At 69.6% G+C, this 16866-nt stretch carries 18 protein-coding genes; 8 read left to right on the top strand and 10 right to left on the bottom strand.

What is annotated here, in order from left to right; genetic code table 11:
* From ACZ6O0_RS15040 to ACZ6O0_RS15025, 4 genes are all read right to left on the bottom strand, one after another.
* A partial coding sequence (locus tag ACZ6O0_RS15040) for a VOC family protein (protein ID WP_465765443.1) occupies nt 1-389 on the bottom strand: 389 nt, incomplete at its 3' end.
* Entirely contained in the window at nt 386-1321 is a 936-nt protein-coding gene (gene ku / locus ACZ6O0_RS15035) for a non-homologous end joining protein Ku (RefSeq protein WP_465765442.1), read from the bottom strand. The genes ku and ACZ6O0_RS15040, both read right to left, overlap by 4 nt.
* Before the next feature lie 10 nt (nt 1322-1331).
* Nucleotides 1332-1859 (bottom strand): DUF6912 family protein, encoded by a 528-nt coding sequence (locus ACZ6O0_RS15030; protein WP_465765441.1) that lies wholly within the window; start codon nt 1857-1859, stop codon nt 1332-1334.
* Nucleotides 1856-3322, bottom strand: coding sequence for a WS/DGAT/MGAT family O-acyltransferase (locus tag ACZ6O0_RS15025; RefSeq protein ID WP_465765440.1), 1467 nt, complete (start codon nt 3320-3322; stop codon nt 1856-1858). Before ACZ6O0_RS15025 ends, ACZ6O0_RS15030 begins: the two co-directional genes overlap by 4 nt.
* 172 nt (nt 3323-3494) lie before the next feature.
* Here ACZ6O0_RS15025 and ACZ6O0_RS15020 point away from each other — a divergent pair, with 172 nt between their 5' ends.
* Genes ACZ6O0_RS15020 through ACZ6O0_RS15010 form a run of 3 tightly spaced genes read left to right on the top strand, consistent with a single transcriptional unit; the run spans nt 3495 to nt 6066 of the window.
* On the top strand, nt 3495-3983 hold the full coding sequence (locus tag ACZ6O0_RS15020; RefSeq protein WP_465765439.1) for a cupredoxin domain-containing protein: 489 nt from the start codon (nt 3495-3497) through the stop codon (nt 3981-3983).
* Nucleotides 3984-3985: 2 nt separating this feature from the next.
* Nucleotides 3986-5311, top strand: a complete 1326-nt coding sequence (locus tag ACZ6O0_RS15015) for a hypothetical protein (RefSeq protein WP_465765438.1) — start codon at nt 3986-3988, stop codon at nt 5309-5311.
* Nucleotides 5311-6066, top strand: coding sequence for a nucleotidyltransferase domain-containing protein (locus ACZ6O0_RS15010; RefSeq protein WP_465765597.1), 756 nt, complete (start codon nt 5311-5313; stop codon nt 6064-6066). The genes ACZ6O0_RS15015 and ACZ6O0_RS15010 overlap by 1 nt, the downstream gene beginning before the upstream one ends.
* On the opposite strand, the gene ACZ6O0_RS15005 is transcribed toward ACZ6O0_RS15010, so the two are convergent.
* The 5 genes from ACZ6O0_RS15005 to ACZ6O0_RS14985 all read right to left on the bottom strand — a co-directional run bounded on the left by ACZ6O0_RS15005 (nt 6014) and on the right by ACZ6O0_RS14985 (nt 10830).
* Complete coding sequence (locus ACZ6O0_RS15005; protein WP_465765437.1) at nt 6014-7243, bottom strand: glycosyltransferase 87 family protein; 1230 nt, start codon at nt 7241-7243, stop codon at nt 6014-6016. The genes ACZ6O0_RS15010 and ACZ6O0_RS15005 overlap by 53 nt on opposite strands.
* Nucleotides 7240-7911 (bottom strand): HAD family hydrolase, encoded by a 672-nt coding sequence (locus tag ACZ6O0_RS15000; protein ID WP_465765436.1) that lies wholly within the window; start codon nt 7909-7911, stop codon nt 7240-7242. Before ACZ6O0_RS15000 ends, ACZ6O0_RS15005 begins: the two co-directional genes overlap by 4 nt.
* Nucleotides 7912-8010: 99 nt before the next feature.
* Nucleotides 8011-8799 (bottom strand): DUF4097 family beta strand repeat-containing protein, encoded by a 789-nt coding sequence (locus ACZ6O0_RS14995; protein ID WP_465765435.1) that lies wholly within the window; start codon nt 8797-8799, stop codon nt 8011-8013.
* Between the two features lie 106 nt (nt 8800-8905).
* A complete protein-coding gene (locus tag ACZ6O0_RS14990) occupies nt 8906-10171 on the bottom strand; it encodes an AAA family ATPase (protein WP_465765434.1) in 1266 nt (421 codons plus the stop codon).
* Entirely contained in the window at nt 10171-10830 is a 660-nt protein-coding gene (locus ACZ6O0_RS14985; protein ID WP_465765433.1) for an SAF domain-containing protein, read from the bottom strand. Before ACZ6O0_RS14985 ends, ACZ6O0_RS14990 begins: the two co-directional genes overlap by 1 nt.
* A 179-nt stretch (nt 10831-11009) precedes the next feature.
* Between ACZ6O0_RS14985 and ACZ6O0_RS14980 the strand changes: the two genes are divergently transcribed.
* Nucleotides 11010-11258: a helix-turn-helix domain-containing protein gene (locus ACZ6O0_RS14980; protein ID WP_465765432.1), complete on the top strand. Its 249-nt coding sequence runs from the start codon at nt 11010-11012 to the stop codon at nt 11256-11258.
* Between the two features lie 58 nt (nt 11259-11316).
* Here ACZ6O0_RS14980 and ACZ6O0_RS14975 read toward each other — a convergent pair whose 3' ends face one another.
* Nucleotides 11317-11862, bottom strand: a complete 546-nt coding sequence (locus ACZ6O0_RS14975) for a hypothetical protein (protein WP_465765431.1) — start codon at nt 11860-11862, stop codon at nt 11317-11319.
* A gap of 158 nt (nt 11863-12020) precedes the next feature.
* Here ACZ6O0_RS14975 and ACZ6O0_RS14970 point away from each other — a divergent pair, with 158 nt between their 5' ends.
* The 4 genes from ACZ6O0_RS14970 to ACZ6O0_RS14955 all read left to right on the top strand — a co-directional run bounded on the left by ACZ6O0_RS14970 (nt 12021) and on the right by ACZ6O0_RS14955 (nt 16836).
* Nucleotides 12021-13496 carry a LysM peptidoglycan-binding domain-containing protein gene (locus ACZ6O0_RS14970; protein WP_465765430.1) on the top strand — a complete coding sequence of 492 codons (1476 nt, stop codon included), beginning with the start codon at nt 12021-12023 and terminating at the stop codon, nt 13494-13496.
* Between the two features lies 1 nt (nt 13497).
* Nucleotides 13498-14814: an Rv3235 family protein gene (locus ACZ6O0_RS14965; RefSeq protein ID WP_465765429.1), complete on the top strand. Its 1317-nt coding sequence runs from the start codon at nt 13498-13500 to the stop codon at nt 14812-14814.
* 266 nt (nt 14815-15080) lie between these two features.
* The gene (locus ACZ6O0_RS14960) at nt 15081-16004 is read left to right on the top strand and encodes a VanW family protein (RefSeq protein WP_465765428.1); all 924 of its coding nucleotides are present in this window, start codon (nt 15081-15083) and stop codon (nt 16002-16004) included.
* A 124-nt stretch (nt 16005-16128) separates the two neighbouring features.
* Nucleotides 16129-16836 (top strand): helix-turn-helix domain-containing protein, encoded by a 708-nt coding sequence (locus tag ACZ6O0_RS14955; RefSeq protein WP_465765427.1) that lies wholly within the window; start codon nt 16129-16131, stop codon nt 16834-16836.
* Nucleotides 16837-16866: the final 30 nt, after the last annotated feature.

The raw sequence follows: 16866 nt of genomic DNA, 5'->3' as shown, positions 1-16866 counted from the left end.
GTCGCGCTGACCTCGACGCCGCGCTGGATCAGCTCGTCGCGGGCCGCCTCGATGTCCTTCACCACGAGGTGGAGTCCGCGCAGGGTGCCGGGCGGCATGTCGAGCTGGGGCAGGCCGGTGACCAGCGTGATCGAGCAGTACGAGCCGGGCGGCGTGAGCTGGACGATGCGTACGCCGTCGGCCGGCGAGACGTCGACATCGACGTGGAAGCCGGCCTGCTCGGAGTAGAACCGCTTGGCCCGGTCGACGTCGGTCACCGGCACCGGGACGAGCTCCAGCAGGAACGCGCCCGGTTTCACCACCGCGGCGGTCGGATCGACCGGAATCTCCGACGGGTCCTTCGGGATCTCGGTCTGGGTCGGCGGCGGGGTCGGGAGCTGATCCGTCATGCGGACTTCTTCGCGGCCTTCTTGGCCGTCTTCTTCGCCGGGGCCTTCTTCGCGGCCACGGCCTTCTTGGCCGGTGCCTTCTTGGCGGCGGCCGCCTTCTTCGCCGGCGCCTTCTTGGCCGGCTCGGCGTCCGCGGACCCACCGGCCCGGCGTGCCTTGGCGGCCTCGACCGACGCCCGGAGCGCGGCGACCAGGTCGACGACCTCGGCGCCCTCGGTCTCCTCCTCCTCGGCCTCCGGCAGCGGAACCCCGGCCGCCTTCGCCTCGACCACCTTCTCCAGCGCCTGCCGGTACTCGTCGTGGTACTGATCCGGGTCGAACTCACCGCGCAGGGTGTCGATGTACGACGAGGCCATCGCCTTCTCCTGGGACCGGATCTCGACATCCTCCGGCGGAGCGGCGAACGACGCCGCGCGGATCTCGTCCGGCCAGAGCATCACCTGCAGCACCAGCACGTCCTCGAACGTGCGCAGCAGGCCGAGGCTCTCCCGTGACCGCAGGGCCACCTTGACCAGCGCGTACAGCTCGGAGCCGTCGAGCGCGTCACGCAGCAGCACGTACGGCTTGGCACCCGGCCCGCCGTCGGCCTGCAGGTAGTAGGACTTGCCCAGGTAGAGCGGGTCGACCTGGTCCGCGGGCACGAACTCCAGCACGTCGATGACCTTCTTGCTGGACAGCGGCAGGTCGGCGAAGTCGTCCGCCTCCAGCACCACCATCCGGCCGTCCGGCATCTCGTAGCCCTTGCCGATGTCGGAGTACGGCACTTCCTCGCCGTCGACCGAACAGATCCGCTTGTACTTGATCCGGCCACCGTCGGCGACGTGCACCTGACGGAACGAGATGTCCTTCTCCTCGGTCGCCGAGAAGACCTTGATCGGGATCGTCACCATCCCGAAGGAGATGGCACCCTTCCAGATTGCCTGCATCTGCATCAGCCCCCTGTCAGCTCACACCGTTCAGCCCGCGGGGTCCCTCCGCGGCCAGCAGGTCCGGGATCTCTTGTGTCGCGTACCACAGCAGGTCTTCACCCTCGCACGAATCGAGGGCGAACACCGCGTCGTCGTCACCATTCTGGGCCGCCTCCCACAGGTCGGCGGCCTTCGCCACCACCGGGACGGCACCGGCCGCGTCCAGGTGGACGGCGGCCACCTTCGTCCACGGGATCACCACCTGCAGCTCCAGCCGGGCGTCGCCCAGCTCGACCGACCCGTCGGCCGGCGGTACGGCGCTCACCTCGGCCGCGACCACCACCCGCCGCCTCGCCGTCCCCGGATCGGCGGCCAGCAGCCCCACCGAAGCACGGGCCGCCTGCGCCATCGCGGCGTACTCGAGCTCCTCGTCGTCGCCGTCGGCGTACCACTCCCGCAGCGCGGGCGTGACGGCGTACGCGGTCAGCGGGGCCGGGCCGAACTCGCCGGCGTGACACGCGACATCGAGCAGCCGCAGCGTGGATGGGATGTAGACCCTCATGAGCCTGCCTTCTTGGTGGTGCCGCGGGGTTTCTTCCGGCCCCGGGAGGCCCGGTTCCGGCTGCCCTTGGTGGTGTCGAGCAACTCGTCCAGCGCATCCGTCACGCATTGGGCGAAAACAGCCAGGTCCGGCATCGCGGTGCGGTCCGCGTTGAGCCCGTAGTACACCTTCCCGTCGTACGACGTGACGCCGACGGAGAGCCCTTGTCCGGGCATCAACGGCACCACCGGGTACGACGCCAGCATCGGGGCACCCTGCGCGTACAGCGGGAACTGCGGTCCGGGCACGTTGGTGATCACCACGTCGTCGATCGGCCGGACGGTCGTCGTCGCGACCCGGGCGGCCAGCGCGTGCAGGGTCGTCGGGGCGAAACCGGCGATCCCGACCAGCGATCGGGCGCTGACCGCGCGGCCGGTGTCCTTGTGCACCTTGGTCTGGTACGAGATCTGGTGCATCCGCATGACCGGGGAGTTCTCCCCCACCGGGAGGTTCACCGTGGAGGCGATCACCCGGGAGCCGAGCGAGGTCGGCTCCTCGTCCTCGTCGTCGCGGATGCTGACCGGGACCACCGCCCGCACACTCCGGGTCGGCCCGACGCCCTCACCGCGGGTCATCATCCAGGCCCGGAACGCACCGGCGACGACCGCCAGGATCACGTCGTTGACCGTGCCGCCGTGCATCGCCCGGACGGTCCGGTAGTCCTCCAGGGCGGTCTGCACGGTGGTGAACCGGCGCTGGCCGGAGGTCTTCACGTGCAGGGTGCTCTCCTGGACGTGCCGCTGCGCCGCCAGCGATCCGACCACGCCGCCGAGCACCTCACGGACCGAGGTGGAGCCGGTCAGGCTGGCCATCTCCGCCCGGGCCAGCTCAAGGACGGCGGTCGGGTGGCGGGTGGCGTCGGAGAACACACCGGCCAGCAGCTCGAGCGCGGACGGTGGGTGCTGGGGCTCCCAGGTGTCGGTCGGGGTCTCCCGGGGATGCGCGGTCGAGTCCAGCACGACCTGGCCGATGTCAACGGTGCTGTTGCCGTCGACAAGGGCCTGGTGGGACTTGGCGATGATCGCAAACCGGTCACCTTGCAGACCCTCGACCAGGTACATCTCCCACAGCGGCCGGGCCCGGTCCAGGCGGCGGGACATGATCCGGGCGACCAGCTCGAGCAGCTGTGCGTGCGTCCCCGGCCGGGGCAGGGCCGAGCGCCGGACGTGGAAGGTGATGTCGAACTCTTCGTCGTCCACCCAGACCGGGCCGGCGAACCGGCCAGGCACCTGCTGCACCCGCTGCCGGTACCGCGGCACGAAGGCGATCCGGTCCCGGATCAGCGCGACCAGGCTCTCGTAGTCGAACCCCTCGTCCCCGTGCACCGGCGGCTCGAAGATGTCCACGGTGCCGACGTGCATCGGGGTGGCCGGGGACTCCGCTTTCAGGAAGGTGAGATCCAGCGACGTCAGCCGATCGGGCATCCAGTCACCTTCCTCTCGCATCGTTGGCTTGTCTCGTCACCCTAGCGGCCACCTCCGACAGTGGGCTGCGACACTGGCCGTACGGGAACACTGAGCTATTCGTGTTCGTCAGGCAAGAGGGTGTGTCCCGCACCCTGAGAACTTCACAGACCCCTTGAAAGGCCCCTCGACCATGCGTTCGACGCTCGCTCGCGGTACCGCCGCGGCTCTCCTGCCTACCCTCGGCATGCTGGTCCTGGCCGGCTGTGGCGGCGGCGATTCCGACAGCGCCGCGAGTTCGGGCAGTACGCCGAGCGCCCCCGCGAGTACGCCGGCGGACCTGCCGACGAACACCCCGACCCCGGGCAAGCCGAACGCGAGCTCCCCGTCGAACACCGCGGACCCGTCCGGTGAGCAGGCCGACGTGACCATCAACGTCACCGTTGCCAACGGCAAGGTCAACCCGAGCGGCGCGACCATCAAGGTGAAGTCCGGCCAGACCGTCCTGGTCACCGCCGTCAGCGACGCCCCCGACGAGGTGCACGTGCACGGCTACGACAAGGAACTGCCGCTCACCCCGGGCAAGCCGGCCTCGGTCAAGTTCACCGCGAACATGAAGGGCACCTTCGAGATCGAGACCCACGAGAGCGACAAGCTGGTCGCCAAGCTCGTCGTCTCGTGACCGTGCCGCTACTGCTGCCGCTGCACGGGATCGGCGGCCGGCAGGACCTCCCGATCCCGTTCGGCCTCGCGGTCGGCGGCGCCGCCGTCGCGGTCGCCGTCTCGTTCGTCGTGCTCGGGCTGGCCTGGCGAAGTCCGAAGTACCGCGGCAACGCCTCCGGGAAGCCGTTGCCTGCCGCAATCACCCGGACGGTCGACGCGGCCTGGTTCCGCTGGGTCGTCCGGCTGGTCGGACTGGCGACGTTCCTCTACGCCATGGTGTCGCTGTTGTTCGGCGTGGACCGGCTGACCAATCCGATCTTCGGGTTCATCTACATCCTGGTCTGGGTCGGGCTGGTGCCGATCTCGATCGTCTTCGGACCGGTCTGGCGGACGCTGAACCCGCTCCGCACCCTCCACCTGCTGCTCTGCAAGCTGCTCCGGCAGCCGCCGTCGAAGGGCGTCCTCCAGCTCCCCGCCTGGCTCGGTCTCTGGCCGGCCGCGCTGGGCATCTTCGCGTTCACCTGGCTGGAGCTGGTCGCGCCCGACCGGGCCACCATCCCGGTCCTGCAGGCGTGGCTCGCGCTGTACTTCGTGATCACGCTCTTCGGCGCGATCCTGTTCGGCGACCGCTGGTTCTCGACCGGCGACCCGTTCGAGGTCTACGCGACGCTGATGTCCCGGTTGTCGCCGTGGGGCCGCCGTACCGACGGTGAACTGGTGGTCCGCCGCCCGCTGGAGAACCTGGACGGCCTCAAGCCGCTGCCCGGTCTCGTCGGCATGGTCGCGGCCCTGCTCGGCTCCACGGCGTACGACGGTTTCTCGAACTCGTCGGCGTGGATCGGCTGGGCGCAGAACCAGGACATCTCGATGACGTGGCTCGGCACGGCCGCGCTGATCGTGTTCATCCTGTTCGTCCTGGTCACGTACTCCGGCGCCACCCTGCTGGCCGGGCGCTTGTCGGACAGCTCCCGGACGGCGTTACCCGGTCTGTTCGCGCACTCCCTCATCCCGATCGTCGCCGGGTACGTCGTCGCGCACTACCTGACCCTGTTCATCCTGGAGGGGCAGCGGACGCTCATCTACCTGAGCGATCCGCTCAGCGACGGCGCCAACATCTTCGGCACCGGCCTGCTCGCGGTGAACACCGGCATCACCAACCACAGCACGACGATCGCGGTCCTCCAGGTCCTGGCAGTGGTCTGCGGTCACCTGCTCGGTGTCATCTCGGCGCACGACCGTGCTGTCGCGCTGTTCCCCCGCAACAAGGCCCTTGTCGGTCAGATCCCCCTGCTGGTCGTCATGGTCGGCTACACCTGCGGCGGTCTGCTCCTACTGTTCTCTTCGTGATGTACACGGTCGCCGAACGCACACGCGTACGGGAAGAGCTCGTCGCGGCTGCCCGCACGGATCTGCGTGTTGTGGGTGCGGCCCTCACCGGATCGGCTTCGGTCGGGAGCGAGGACGAGTGGTCGGATATCGACCTGGCGTTCGGCCTCGCACCCGGTGCCGATCAAGCCGCCGTACTGAGCGACTGGACAGAGCTCATGTATCGGGACCACTCCGCGGTTCATCACACTGACGTGTGGTCCCGCGGGACCGTGTACCGGGTGTTCCTGCTGGAGTCGACGCTGCAGGTGGACATCGCCTTCGCACCGGCAGGCGAGTTCGGTGCGCTCGGGCCGACGTTCCAGCTGCTCTTCGGAGAAGCTGTAGAACAGCCGGCCTGGAACACGCCATCACCAGTGGACCTTGTGGGCATGGGCTGGCTCTATGCGTTGCATGCGCGGTCGAGCATCGCCCGGGGCAAGGCATGGCAGGCGGAGTACATGATCAGCGGGGTGCGCGACCCCGTGCTCATGCTGATGTGCCTGCGCCACGGCGTGCCGCATTCCCAGGGCCGAGGTCTGCATCTGTTGCCTGCGGCCACCACTGCGGCGGTGGAGCCGACCCTGATGCGGTCACTCGACACTGCTGAGCTGGTACGAGCGTTCTCCGCCAGTGTCGACGTACTGCTGAGCGAAGTGGCGTTCGTGGACGACGACCTGACCGTCATGCTGGCTGGTCCGCTGCGGGCGTTGGCTTCGGCAGACTCCGGCTCGTGAACGCCAGCAGGATGAACGCGATCATCCCGACGATCAAGTGTGAGTTGCCGGGGATGGACTGCCAGAAGGACCAGTTGAGCTCGCGGTCGTCCCGGTACGGCACCCACCAGATCGAGCGCAGTACGAACAAGCCGTAGAAGAGCACTCCGGTCACCACCGCCGGGTTGAGACCCCAGACGCGGTTGATGCCGCGGATCAGGCTCACGCCGAGCGGGATGATCCAGACCCAGTGGTGGCTCCACGAGATCGGCGACGCGTACAGCACGGCCAGCGCCATCACCGAGATGGCGGTGACGCGCTCGTCCGCGAGCCAGTAGCGCCGGGCCAGCCAGAGCACGAGCAGACCGAACACGACCGAGACCACGAACCACGTCGGCTGCACCCAGCTCGCCTCGTCACCGATCCGGTGCAGGAAGCCGTTGAAGGACTGGTTGCCGGTGTAGGCGATCCCGCCGACCCGGTTGGCGTCGAGGATGACGTCGGTCCAGTAGCGCCACGACTGGTGCGGCACGATCGCGAACCCGATCGCCATCGTGGCCAGCAGACCGAGGACGGCGTTGCGCAGCGCGCGCCACTGCTTGGTGACGATGAGCAGCGCGAGGAACGGCAGCGGGGTCAGCTTGACGCCGATCGCGACACCGAGCCAGAACCCGCGCAGCCGCGCGTCGTTCGGCCGGACCAGGTCGAGCAGGATCATTGCCGTCAGCAACAGGTTGATCTGGCCGAACTGGATCGTCTGCCAGACCGGTTCGAGCAGCAGTGAGAGTACGGTCAGCGCGATCAGGACCGCCGTCCGCTTGCGCTGGGTGACGAACGACCAGAAGGTCTTCGGCAGGCTGACCCGCCACAGCGCGGTGATGCTCAGCACCGAGATCGTGGTCCACGCCACCAGCGCGACACCCCACGGCACCGCGGCCAGCGGCACCATCGCGATCGCGGCGAACGGCGGATAGGTGAACGGGAGCCCGGAGCCGGGCAGTTGCGCGTCGTACAGCGCGTCGCCGTGCAGCAGCACCGAGCCGCCCATCCGGTACACGCGCAGGTCGATCATGCCGCCGAACAGGCTGCCGACCCAGGCGCCGAGGGCGACGAGCAGTGCGCAGCCGAGGATCGCGATCAGGACGCGGCGACGGCCGGCCGGGCGGGGTGGGGAGGAGGGCGTGGTGGTCACGGTCACGTCAGGTCGGCTCCGAACAGGGTTTCCAGCGCTTGCCGGGTCTCGTCGTACTCGGTGTGGAGGATCGCGGTCATGCCGACCGCGCGGGCGCCGTCGACGTTCAGCTCGAGATCGTCGATGAACACGCACTCCTCCGGCTTCAGCTCCAGCCGGCGGGCGGCCAGCAGGAAGATCTCCGGCTCGGGCTTGCGCATCCCGACCTCGCCGGAGATCACGACGTCGTCGAACATGCCGTCCCAGGTGTCCCGCGGGTAGGTGTTGCCCCAGGAGTTCGACAGCAGCGCGGTGCGGATCCCGTGCGAGCGGGCGCGGCGGACCAGTGCGGACATCGCCGGCTGGTGCTCGAAGTGCGCGAACATCCGCTCGATCAGTCCCTCGGCCGGCACCGGCGTACCGTCGCGGCGGACCAGGATCGAGGCGAGCTTGCGCTCGAAGTCGGGGACGGCGATCTGGCCGCGCTCGAGGGCGTGGACCGGGTTCAGCTCGGCTTCCGCGGTCGCGTCCTGCGGTGACTCGGCGGGCAGCCAGGCGAGGACCGCCTGCAGGTACGAATCGAAGTCGAAATCGTCGAGTTCGGCCCAGCGCCGCAGCGCGCCTTCCAGGCCGGAGGTGAGCACGCCGCCCCAGTCCACCAACAGGCCGCGCGGCACCACCTCGAGCTCAGACATGCCGGCAAGCCTACTCAGGACATGGCCCCGCTCACGCCGGCGGTCCTGCCGATCACTCGCCGTACACGGCTAGTCAGTGATGACGGCGCCCCACGGGAATCAGTGGTTGTACTCGATGGTGACGTCGCCTGAGGAGGTCTTGGCCTTGAGCGTGCGGGTCGAGGTCGGGTCGATCTTCACGTTCGCCGACTCGTCCCCGGAGGAGGTGTCGGTATCCACCTTGTACGCCTCGTCGCCGGACGGGATCCGGATCGACACGTCCCCGGAGCTCGCCTTGGCGTCCACCGACTGCGGCGCCAGCGCGAAGTCGAGGTCGACGCTCCCGGAGCTGCTCTCGGTCGTCACCGAGGACGCCGTCAGACCCTGCGCGTCGAGGTCACCCGAGCTCGACTCCAGCCGCAGCGACCCACCGACATCGTGCACCTCGATGCTGCCCGAGCTCGACTTCAGGTCCGCGCCACCGGAGAGCCCCGACACCTTGATGTCGCCGCTGCTGCTCTTCAGCGTCACCTGGACATCCTTCGGCACGGTCAGGATGTAGCTGGTCTTGCACCCGAACGACAGGAACCCGCAGCCGCTGTCCCGCAGCTCCAGCGTGCCGTTGTCGTACTTCTCCTTCGGGTCCGACCCGAACACGTTCCGCTCGAACTCCCGCTCGACCTTGACGTCCGTCCCGTCCCCGGCCCGCACCTCGACCTCCGCGGAGCTGCTGTCGATCCGGAACGTGTCGCCCTGGACCGGGTAGCTGTCCTGGCTGGTCTTGGTGCCCTCGGTCAGGCCGGTCAGCGCCCAGTAGATGCCACCCAGGATGAGGGCGACCGAGATCGCGATCCCATACCGCCGCTCGGTGCTCATCGTGCTCGCCGGCCGGCCCTGGACGTCGGACATGCTTCCCCCTGGGGTGCGGTCAATTACCCCAACCCTGACATATCCCCGACCCCCTGTCGGTGGGGTTTTCCCCCGGATCCCCACCGACTCGACCCTGAGTGCGGTGTCAGGCGCCGAGGTCTGTCGCGACGGCGGTGGCGAGTTGCTGCAGGGCTTTGCGGAGCTTGCTCGACTTGGCGGACTCGGCCAGGCTGCGGCCGTGCGACATGGCCGCGTCCACGGCGCTCAGGTCATGCGGCAGCAGGGCAGCCGGTGCGATCCCGGCGTACTGCGTGAGCGCGTCGGTGACGGCGTCGGCTGGGGAGCTGCCGAGCGAGCCGGAGCGGATCCGGTTGACCACGACTCTGACGTTGACCGACGGTACGGCGGCGCTCAGCTCATGGATCGCGCGGATCAAGCGGGTCAGGCCGACCGGGTCCGCCGTACCGACGACGATCACCTCGTCGGCCTCCTCCAGCGTCGCCATGGTCGCGCCGTTGCGGCGCGGGGCCAGTGAGTCGAACGAGATCTCCTCGTCCGCCTCGATGCAGAAGCCGACGTCGACCACGGTGCACGGCGCGAGCGTGCGCGCGGTCGCCCAGATCGACTCGATCGCCGCCGGCCGCAGCTCGGTCCACCGGTCGGCGCGGCTGAGCCCGGTCAGGACGAGCAGATGCGGCTCGACCTGACGCGCGTGCTTCGCCAGCATCACCATGTCGAGCGAACCGTTCGACGCCGACCGGGCCGCGGCCGCCAGCCCGGAGGTCTCGTCGAGCATCCCGATCATCTGTGCGACGGTCCCGCCGTACACATCGGCGTCGGCGAGCAAGGTCGGCACGCCTTTGATCGCGAGCTCGCACGCGAGACCGACGGCGACCGTCGTCCGGCCGGGCGCTCCGGTCGGACCCCAGACTGCGATCAGCCGGCCGCTGCCCTGGGTGTAGGCGGGCGGTGGGTTGCCGGCGGTCTCGGGCGTCAGCGGGACGAATCCGCCCGCGAAGTGCGACACGGACATGGGCGGGCCTGACTCCACCGCGTCGGTCACCGCACGACCGAGGTCCTCCGGGCTGACGTCGGCCGGGAGGATGCGCTCGATCCCCATCCGGCTCAGGCGATCCTCGGCGCCGAAGGGCGCACCGTTCTCGGTCGGGTCGACGAGGGCGAGTACGGCGATGCCGCGCGCGTGCAACGCGGACACCGCGTCGGACGAGAGCCGGGGCAGGTCGTCGGCGAGCAGCACCGCGCGGGCCTGCCCACTGCCGGCTGCCGCCATCACGTCGGCGATATCGACACAGCGCCGTACCACTCGGATCCCGGGCGCGCGCTCGGTCCGGCGTACGACGTCTGCCTCCCAAGGGGCGCCGGTCACGGCCAGGAGGACTGGGACGGACATCAGCTGGCCCGCCGGACGAGAGTGGGCTCGCCGGTGCTCATCGCGGTGAGGGCTGCTGGGAGTCGCTGTAGGTCGTTCGGCGCGAGGCCGATGAGGACCTGCCGGCGGGCCGAACCGCCCGCGACGCCTTTCACCGAATCGATCTGGAGCACGCGGACGTTGCTCCACCACAGCTTGGCGGGCTGGCTTTCGGACTTGGGGACGATCCAGATGTCCACCAAGTCGCCGCCGGCGGTGTCCGACGGCAGGCGGTCGGTCGCGACGGACAGCGGCAGCTCGGTGCGATCGTTCTCCGACTCGGAGACGGCGGCCTCGCGCGGCACGAACTCACCGGCGTCGACCGCGCGAGCGACGACGAGGCCCTTGAGGTCGGCGTCGGCGGCGACGTACTTGTTGGCGTCGTCGCTGCTGGTGAACCGCACCCGAACAGTGGTCAGGTCGTCGCCGGTCAGCTTGGTGCCGGCCGGGAGGTCGTGCTTGGCCGCCCAGATCGTGGTGGTGTCGTCAGCCGACGACAGCAGCTTCGCGCCGACCAGCGCGGTGACCGCGACGAGCAGCACGCCGAGGGCGAGCCGGCCGTCCTTCCACCGCGCTCGCTTGTTGCGCCGGGCCGGGACGGACGGCGCCCCGAACCCGCTCCGCACTGCTGTGTCGACCACGTCGGCTCCCCAGTCAATCGATCGTTGTCCGCCGACATTCTGCCGTGTCCCCGGACCGTGCCGTGAACGGTTGTCCACAGGCTGTGACAGCCTGGCACAGCCTGGGGACAACCGCGATCATCCGGTCGCCAACCGTGGCAAACTGAAGGAACCAGCCACTATGTGAAGGAGTAGGACGGATGCCGGGTCCCCGATTCCTCCAGCTCGCCGACGTCGCCGAGGTCCTCAACATCTCCGCGAACCAGGTCTACGCGCTGGTCCGCCGCGGCGACATCCCCGCCGTCAAGATCGGCGGCCGCGGCCAGTGGCGCGTCGAGTCCAGCGAGCTCGAGAAGTACATCGAGCGCCTCTACACCGAGACCAAGCAGTTCATCGACACCCACCCCTTCGGCGAAGAAGCAGACCAAACCGAAGAAGCCCACCACTAACTCGCCGCATCGTTCGTCGGACCGGCGGGCTGGCGCCGGTCCGACGCGCTTGGCGGGGTCAGCGGCGGCGGAGGGCTCGGAGGGCTTGGGTGGGAACCAGGCGGACGTTGTAGACCTCGGTGCGGCGGCGGGGTGCGTCCAGGGGGTGCTCGGCGAGCTCGAGGAAGTCTGCGCCGACGCGGTCGATCGTGCCGGTGACCGGCGATCCACCGGCGCAGAACAGGGTCACCGGGGAGCGGTCGCGCGCGATTCCACGTAGCAGATGAGCTAGGCCGAGCTTGCCTTCCACGGCGCCGGCCGGCTCCGCCCACGGGCCCAGGCGGTGTACGGCGACCAGGCCGGCCACCGGGATCAGCCACTCCTCGTACCGCTCGTTCTCGATCAGCAGGCAGTCCTTGCCGACCCGGGTCAACGTCCCGCGCACGGGCTCCGCGTCGATCAGCTCGACCCGTACGACGGTGTCCACAGCTCCCCGCAGCCGGTCGAGCACGGTGATCTTCCCGACCTCGGCCCGGATCCGATCCGCGACCTCGCCGTACAGATCGCCCTCCTGGAGCGCCTCGAACTGAGACTCCAGATCCGCGAACAACGCATCCCACCGCATACCCGCGAACCTACCGGCCGCGGGCTGCCACTCGTCACCTTGGGTCAGCTGAGCTGACGCTTCGTGCGTTAAAGACTTGCAAAGTGCGCTTAGATCCGGTCTATAGTGGTCAAGCCAAAGCAAACTAACGCAAACTCATAGGTCGGGAGCGAAGCGGGATGAACGCGATGATCCGAGGTGCGAAGGGCACGCTCGCGGTGGCGGCGCTCATCGGCGTCGGCCTGGGCTTGCGCTGGATGACCGACGGCGCGATCACCGGGATGCGCACGTACGACCTCGAGTCGATGACGGTCCTCGCCTTCGCAACCGTCGCGTGGATGGCCTACGGCTGGTTCGTCCTCGCGGTCCTGATGACCGTCCTGGAACAACTCCCCGGCGCCATCGGCGCCCTGGCCGGCGCCGTAGCCGCCCGAATCACCTCGAAGACGGCTCGCACCCTCCTCCGCTCCGGCCTAGGAGTAGCCGCCGTAACCCCCCTCACAGTCACCGCAGCCCACGCAACCCCGCCCGCCGCCCACGCGTGGACCCACGCAGCCACCACCGAGCCCGGCTCCACGGTCGACATCACCGGACCCGCGTCCGCCGCCAACCCGCAATCCGCCTCAGCTGCTGCAGGCTGGCGCGCCACCGAGCCCGGGTCTCAGGTTCACCTCGGTGCGCCGGCGCCCGGCAGCCGTCCGCAGGTTGCTCCTGCAGGTACGACGGACTGGCGTGCCACCGAGCCTGGTTCGACGGTCGACATCACCGCGCCAGCGCCGCGCACCTTTCCGCAGCCTGATTCCTCAGCCGCCACGGACCGCCGCACCACCGAACCCGGATCGCAGGTCCACCCCGGGTCGTCCGCGCCCAGCGGCCGTCCGCAGGCTGCTCCTGCAGGCACGACGGACTGGCGCGCCACCGAGCCGCCGTCGACCATCCGGCTGACCGAGCAGACGCCGACCCCTCCGACGCAGTCCGCCGGCCGCACCGACGCACCAAACCCGCACACGACCACACCTGCTCCCAAGCAACCGGCCACCAATCCCATCCAGCCGAACAACGGCGTGACGACCCCGGCACCAACCACAGGTGCCGGCCGGCGCGACGGCGTACCGACTCCCGAGCCGACTGCTAGCACTCGCGCGCACGACGCTGTGCCGACTCCGGCGCCGACCACAGGTGCCGGTCGGCGGGACGGCGTACCGACTCCTGAGCCGACCGTTGGCCGTTGCTCGCAGGACGGCGTTGCGAGTCCGGAGCCGACGACTCGCGCTCGTGGGGCCGACGGCGTACCGACTGCTCGACCGACCGGGGAAGGTCGTGGTCCGGCCGCGAAGCCGGCTCGGCGGGTGGGGGTGCCTGATCGGCCGGCTCAGGGGGCGGCTACTCGGTATACGGATCTGCGGTCCGGGGTTCCGGTGCGGGTGCCGGGGACGGTTGTGGTGCGGGCGGGGGATTCGTTGTGGAGTCTTGCGGCGGCTGAGCTCGGGGCGGGGGCGAGTGCTGAGGCGGTCGCGGCTCGGTGGCCGGAGTGGTACGCCGCCAATCGTCAGGTGATCGGGTCCGATCCCGACCTCATTCTTCCCGGTCAGGTGCTGCGCATCCCGGCAGCCGGTACCGGCCATCACGTGCCGCCCACCCAACAGGAGAAGTGACATGAGCCAGCCACAGAACCTCCGTGCGGACGAACTCCAGCACCCCACTCCCCTCTCCCTCGCAGCAGTCCCACCCACATCCGCCTCCGACGACGTCGTCGGGCAGGTCGGCATTGCAACACCCCGACTGCGCGCAATCGGCGGTTCCGCAGGGGCAGGTACCGCACCGGGCTCCACGCTCGACGACGCGACCGCTGGCGCGGCCGGTGCCGTGCATGGGGTCGAGTCGGGCGCCGATCCCGGTGCCGTCCATGGCGTCGGGTCGGGTGCCGCGCCAGGTGCCGTGCATGGCGTCGGGTCGGGTGCCGTGTGCGGTGACGAGCCTGGTGACAAGCCGGGTGCTGCGCCGGGGGGCGAGCCTGGTGTTGAGCACTGTGTGCCGGCGACCGTGCGGTACGCGGAGAGCATGACGGCTGAGGCGTTGGCGATGCGGTTGCGGGCGATCGCTCGGCTCGGGGTGGTGTCTGCGCCGAGCACTCTCACCAGTCTGGCGGCGCTTACCTCGGCGCCTGAGGTGGCGGGCGGGGCGGATGAGAAGGTCGCCGTACAGGCTGTTGTGGGCCAGGCCGCGGCCGAGGTGGTTGCTGAGGCGCGGAGGCTGGCAGCACTGCCGGCCGGCGACCCGCTGGTGGACGGGGCTGGGGCGGTGGCGCCGGGCTCGGATGAGACCGGTGGGTCGGCGAAGTCGGGTGCGATTGGCGTGCCGGTCGCGGCGGCGGGAGCGGGTGCGGGCACGGCGGAGGCCGGTGTGGTCCGTGGTGCGGGTGCGGAGGCCGGCGCGGGTGCGGGTGCGGCGGCTGAGGCTGGTGAGGTCGCGGAGGCTGACGGCGTACGTGGACCGGGGGTTGAGGGGCGGGCGCTTGCTGCGGTGCGGGCTGGTGGAGAGGTTGTGGACGGGGCAGCTGCTCCGGGAGCGGTTGCGAGTGGTGGGTCGGGGGTGGACCGAGCTCCTGCTGGTCGGGGTGGTGTGGGTGGGGTTGGGGTGCCGGAGGTGGGGGTTTGGGCTTCTCGGTTGGTGCAGGCGGTTTCGGAGGTGTTGGCAGGGGATCGGCCGATTTCGCAGTTGGTTCGGTTTACGGATGATGCGGTGTTCTCGGAGTTGAATCGGCGGGTTCGGATGTTGGGGTTGACGACGACGGCTACCAGTCGGGGAGCTAAGGAGCGGAGTGCGGTGCGGTCGGTGCGGGTGTGTGCGCCGGCTGAGCATGTGGCTGAGGTTGCGGCGCATGTGCGGCACGGGGAGCGGTCGCGGGCGATTGCTTTGCGGATGGAGATTCGCCGCAACCGGTGGGTTTGCACGGCGCTCGAGCTCGGGTGATCGTCCGCGCAACCGTTCGGACGGGCTGATGACGGCGGAGACTCGCGGTCGGTGTCGAGGTCGCGGCTCGCTGGAAGGACCCCGTCGGGTCGAACTCCAGGGGAGCTTGGGGCGTCTCAAGGAGCGCAATCGGATCGTGCTGTTGCTGTCATGTGGTTGGGGCAGCGGCGGCGTACCGTGACCGGGTCGGTCGTGGGATCGGCCTTCCTCGTCGGGGGGAACGAATATCTGAGACCACAGTCAGCGGAGCGCTGGAGGCGGGCGGCGTGCGGCCGGAGTTCACTGGGGTGACGCCGGGTGTGCCGTGGCGGATCGGGTTGGCGGACTTGACCGACGCGGAGCGGGCGCGCGTGTTGCCTGCGGTACGGCGACGTCGGTGGGCCGAGCGGATGCCGCTGCTCTATCCGCTGGCAGTGCGGTACCACCGGGTGCTCAAGCGCCTCGAGTGGATGACGTCCACCACGCGGTTCGCATGCACGAAGCAGATGGACGACCTGCCGGTGCGAGTGAAGCAGCACAAGTCGTTGCTGTTGCGGCAGCTCGGTGAGACCGAGATGTGGATGCAGCACAACAAGGTGACCAATCTGAAGCTCGCGTGTGCGCAGGTGGACGGGCTGCTGATCCGGCCGGGTGAGACGTTCTCGTTCAACAAGCTGGTGGGGAACGCGACGCGCCGCAAGGGGTACCGGAAGGGCATGCGGCTCTCGAACGGCCAGGCTCGGCCCGGGATCGGCGGCGGGATCTGCCAGCTCGCCAATCTGCTGCACTGGATGGTGCTGCACTCGCCGATGACGGTGATTGAGCGGTCCACGCACAGCTTCGACCCGTTCCCGGACAACGGGCGGGTGCTGCCGTGGGGCGTGGGCTGCAGCATCGTCTACAACTATGTGGACCTGCAGTTCCGCAACGACACCGACCAGGCGTTCCAGCTCCGGCTCGACGTCGGCGAGCGCTACCTCGAGGGCGAGATCCTCGCCGACACCCCGGCCGAGTCGTCGTACCGGGTGTTCTCCCGGGACGAGCGGTTCCTCCGGGTCGGCGCGGACTACTTCCGCCGCAACGAGATCTGGCGGACCGTGATCGACCGCCGCACCGGCACGGCGACCCGCGACGAACTGATCCGCGAGAACGTTGCCCTGGTCAAATACGTCCCCACCGGCGTCACCATGTACGACGTGATCCCCAGCTGACCGCGCAACCCACACGACACGGCAACCCACACGAGGCGGCAGCCCCCAACGAACCGGCAACCCCCCACGACCCGGCAACCCGCCGCGAGCGGAAACTGTCGGCGGTGCGTTGCAGACTGGGCACGTGACTCTGGTTGTCGAGCCGTACCGGGAGCGACCCGCCATGGTCGGAGGCGCCGCGCTGTGGACGCGGACCGCCGAGGGCGGTGACTACCGGGTCCTGCCCGACGGCTGCATGGACCTGATCCTGATGGACGATGACCTGATCGTGGCCGGCCCGGACAGCAAGGCCTGGACGGGGACCGCCGAGGCAGGCACGAGGTACGCCGGGATCCGGTTCGCCCCCGGAGCGGCACCAGGATTCCTCGGCGTCCCCGCGCGTGACCTGCTGAACGAGCGCGTCCCGCTGAGTGACCTCTGGTCCCCGACAAGGAGCAGACGCCTGCTGGACCGGGTGCGCTCCGCACCGGACCCGGCCTTCGCACTGGATGAAGCAGTCGCCAGATTGGCCGAGGTCCCGCCGGACCGACTGATCTCCCACGTGCTGCGCAGCATCCGATCCGGCATGTTGCGCGGAAGCGCGGGCGTGCTGAGCCTGGCCGGCAGCGTGGGCCTGAGCGAGCGCCAGCTGCACCGGCGCTGCCTGAACGCGTTCGGCTACGGCCCGAAGATGCTCGACCGCGTCCTCCGGATGAACGTCGCGCTCGACCGCGCCCGCACCGGTGAAGCGCTCGCGGACGTCGCCGTCCTCACCGGGTACGCCGACCAGGCCCACTTCACCCGGGACGTGAAAGCCCTGACCGGTCTCCCTCCGCGGATACTCCTGGGCTAAGCCACCCGGTGCGTGTCAGCATTGCTGTTC

The organism is Kribbella sp. NPDC048837, assembly GCF_055586945.1.
The sequence above is the reverse complement of the archived record's forward strand: the minus strand, read 5'-3'. Positions and strand labels throughout refer to the sequence as shown.

Coding starts and splice junctions, on each gene's coding strand:
- ACZ6O0_RS15030 (WP_465765441.1), bottom strand. CDS start 1,859: ATGAGGGTCTACATCCCATCCACGCTGCGGCTGCTCGATGTCGCGTGT.
- ACZ6O0_RS15000 (WP_465765436.1), bottom strand. CDS start 7,911: ATGTCTGAGCTCGAGGTGGTGCCGCGCGGCCTGTTGGTGGACTGGGGC.
- ACZ6O0_RS14990 (WP_465765434.1), bottom strand. CDS start 10,171: ATGTCCGTCCCAGTCCTCCTGGCCGTGACCGGCGCCCCTTGGGAGGCA.
- ACZ6O0_RS15010 (WP_465765597.1), top strand. CDS start 5,311: ATGTACACGGTCGCCGAACGCACACGCGTACGGGAAGAGCTCGTCGCG.
- ACZ6O0_RS14995 (WP_465765435.1), bottom strand. CDS start 8,799: ATGTCCGACGTCCAGGGCCGGCCGGCGAGCACGATGAGCACCGAGCGG.
- ku (WP_465765442.1), bottom strand. CDS start 1,321: ATGCAGATGCAGGCAATCTGGAAGGGTGCCATCTCCTTCGGGATGGTG.
- ACZ6O0_RS15025 (WP_465765440.1), bottom strand. CDS start 3,322: ATGCCCGATCGGCTGACGTCGCTGGATCTCACCTTCCTGAAAGCGGAG.
- ACZ6O0_RS14965 (WP_465765429.1), top strand. CDS start 13,498: ATGAGCCAGCCACAGAACCTCCGTGCGGACGAACTCCAGCACCCCACT.
- ACZ6O0_RS14980 (WP_465765432.1), top strand. CDS start 11,010: ATGCCGGGTCCCCGATTCCTCCAGCTCGCCGACGTCGCCGAGGTCCTC.
- ACZ6O0_RS14970 (WP_465765430.1), top strand. CDS start 12,021: ATGAACGCGATGATCCGAGGTGCGAAGGGCACGCTCGCGGTGGCGGCG.
- ACZ6O0_RS14975 (WP_465765431.1), bottom strand. CDS start 11,862: ATGCGGTGGGATGCGTTGTTCGCGGATCTGGAGTCTCAGTTCGAGGCG.
- ACZ6O0_RS15020 (WP_465765439.1), top strand. CDS start 3,495: ATGCGTTCGACGCTCGCTCGCGGTACCGCCGCGGCTCTCCTGCCTACC.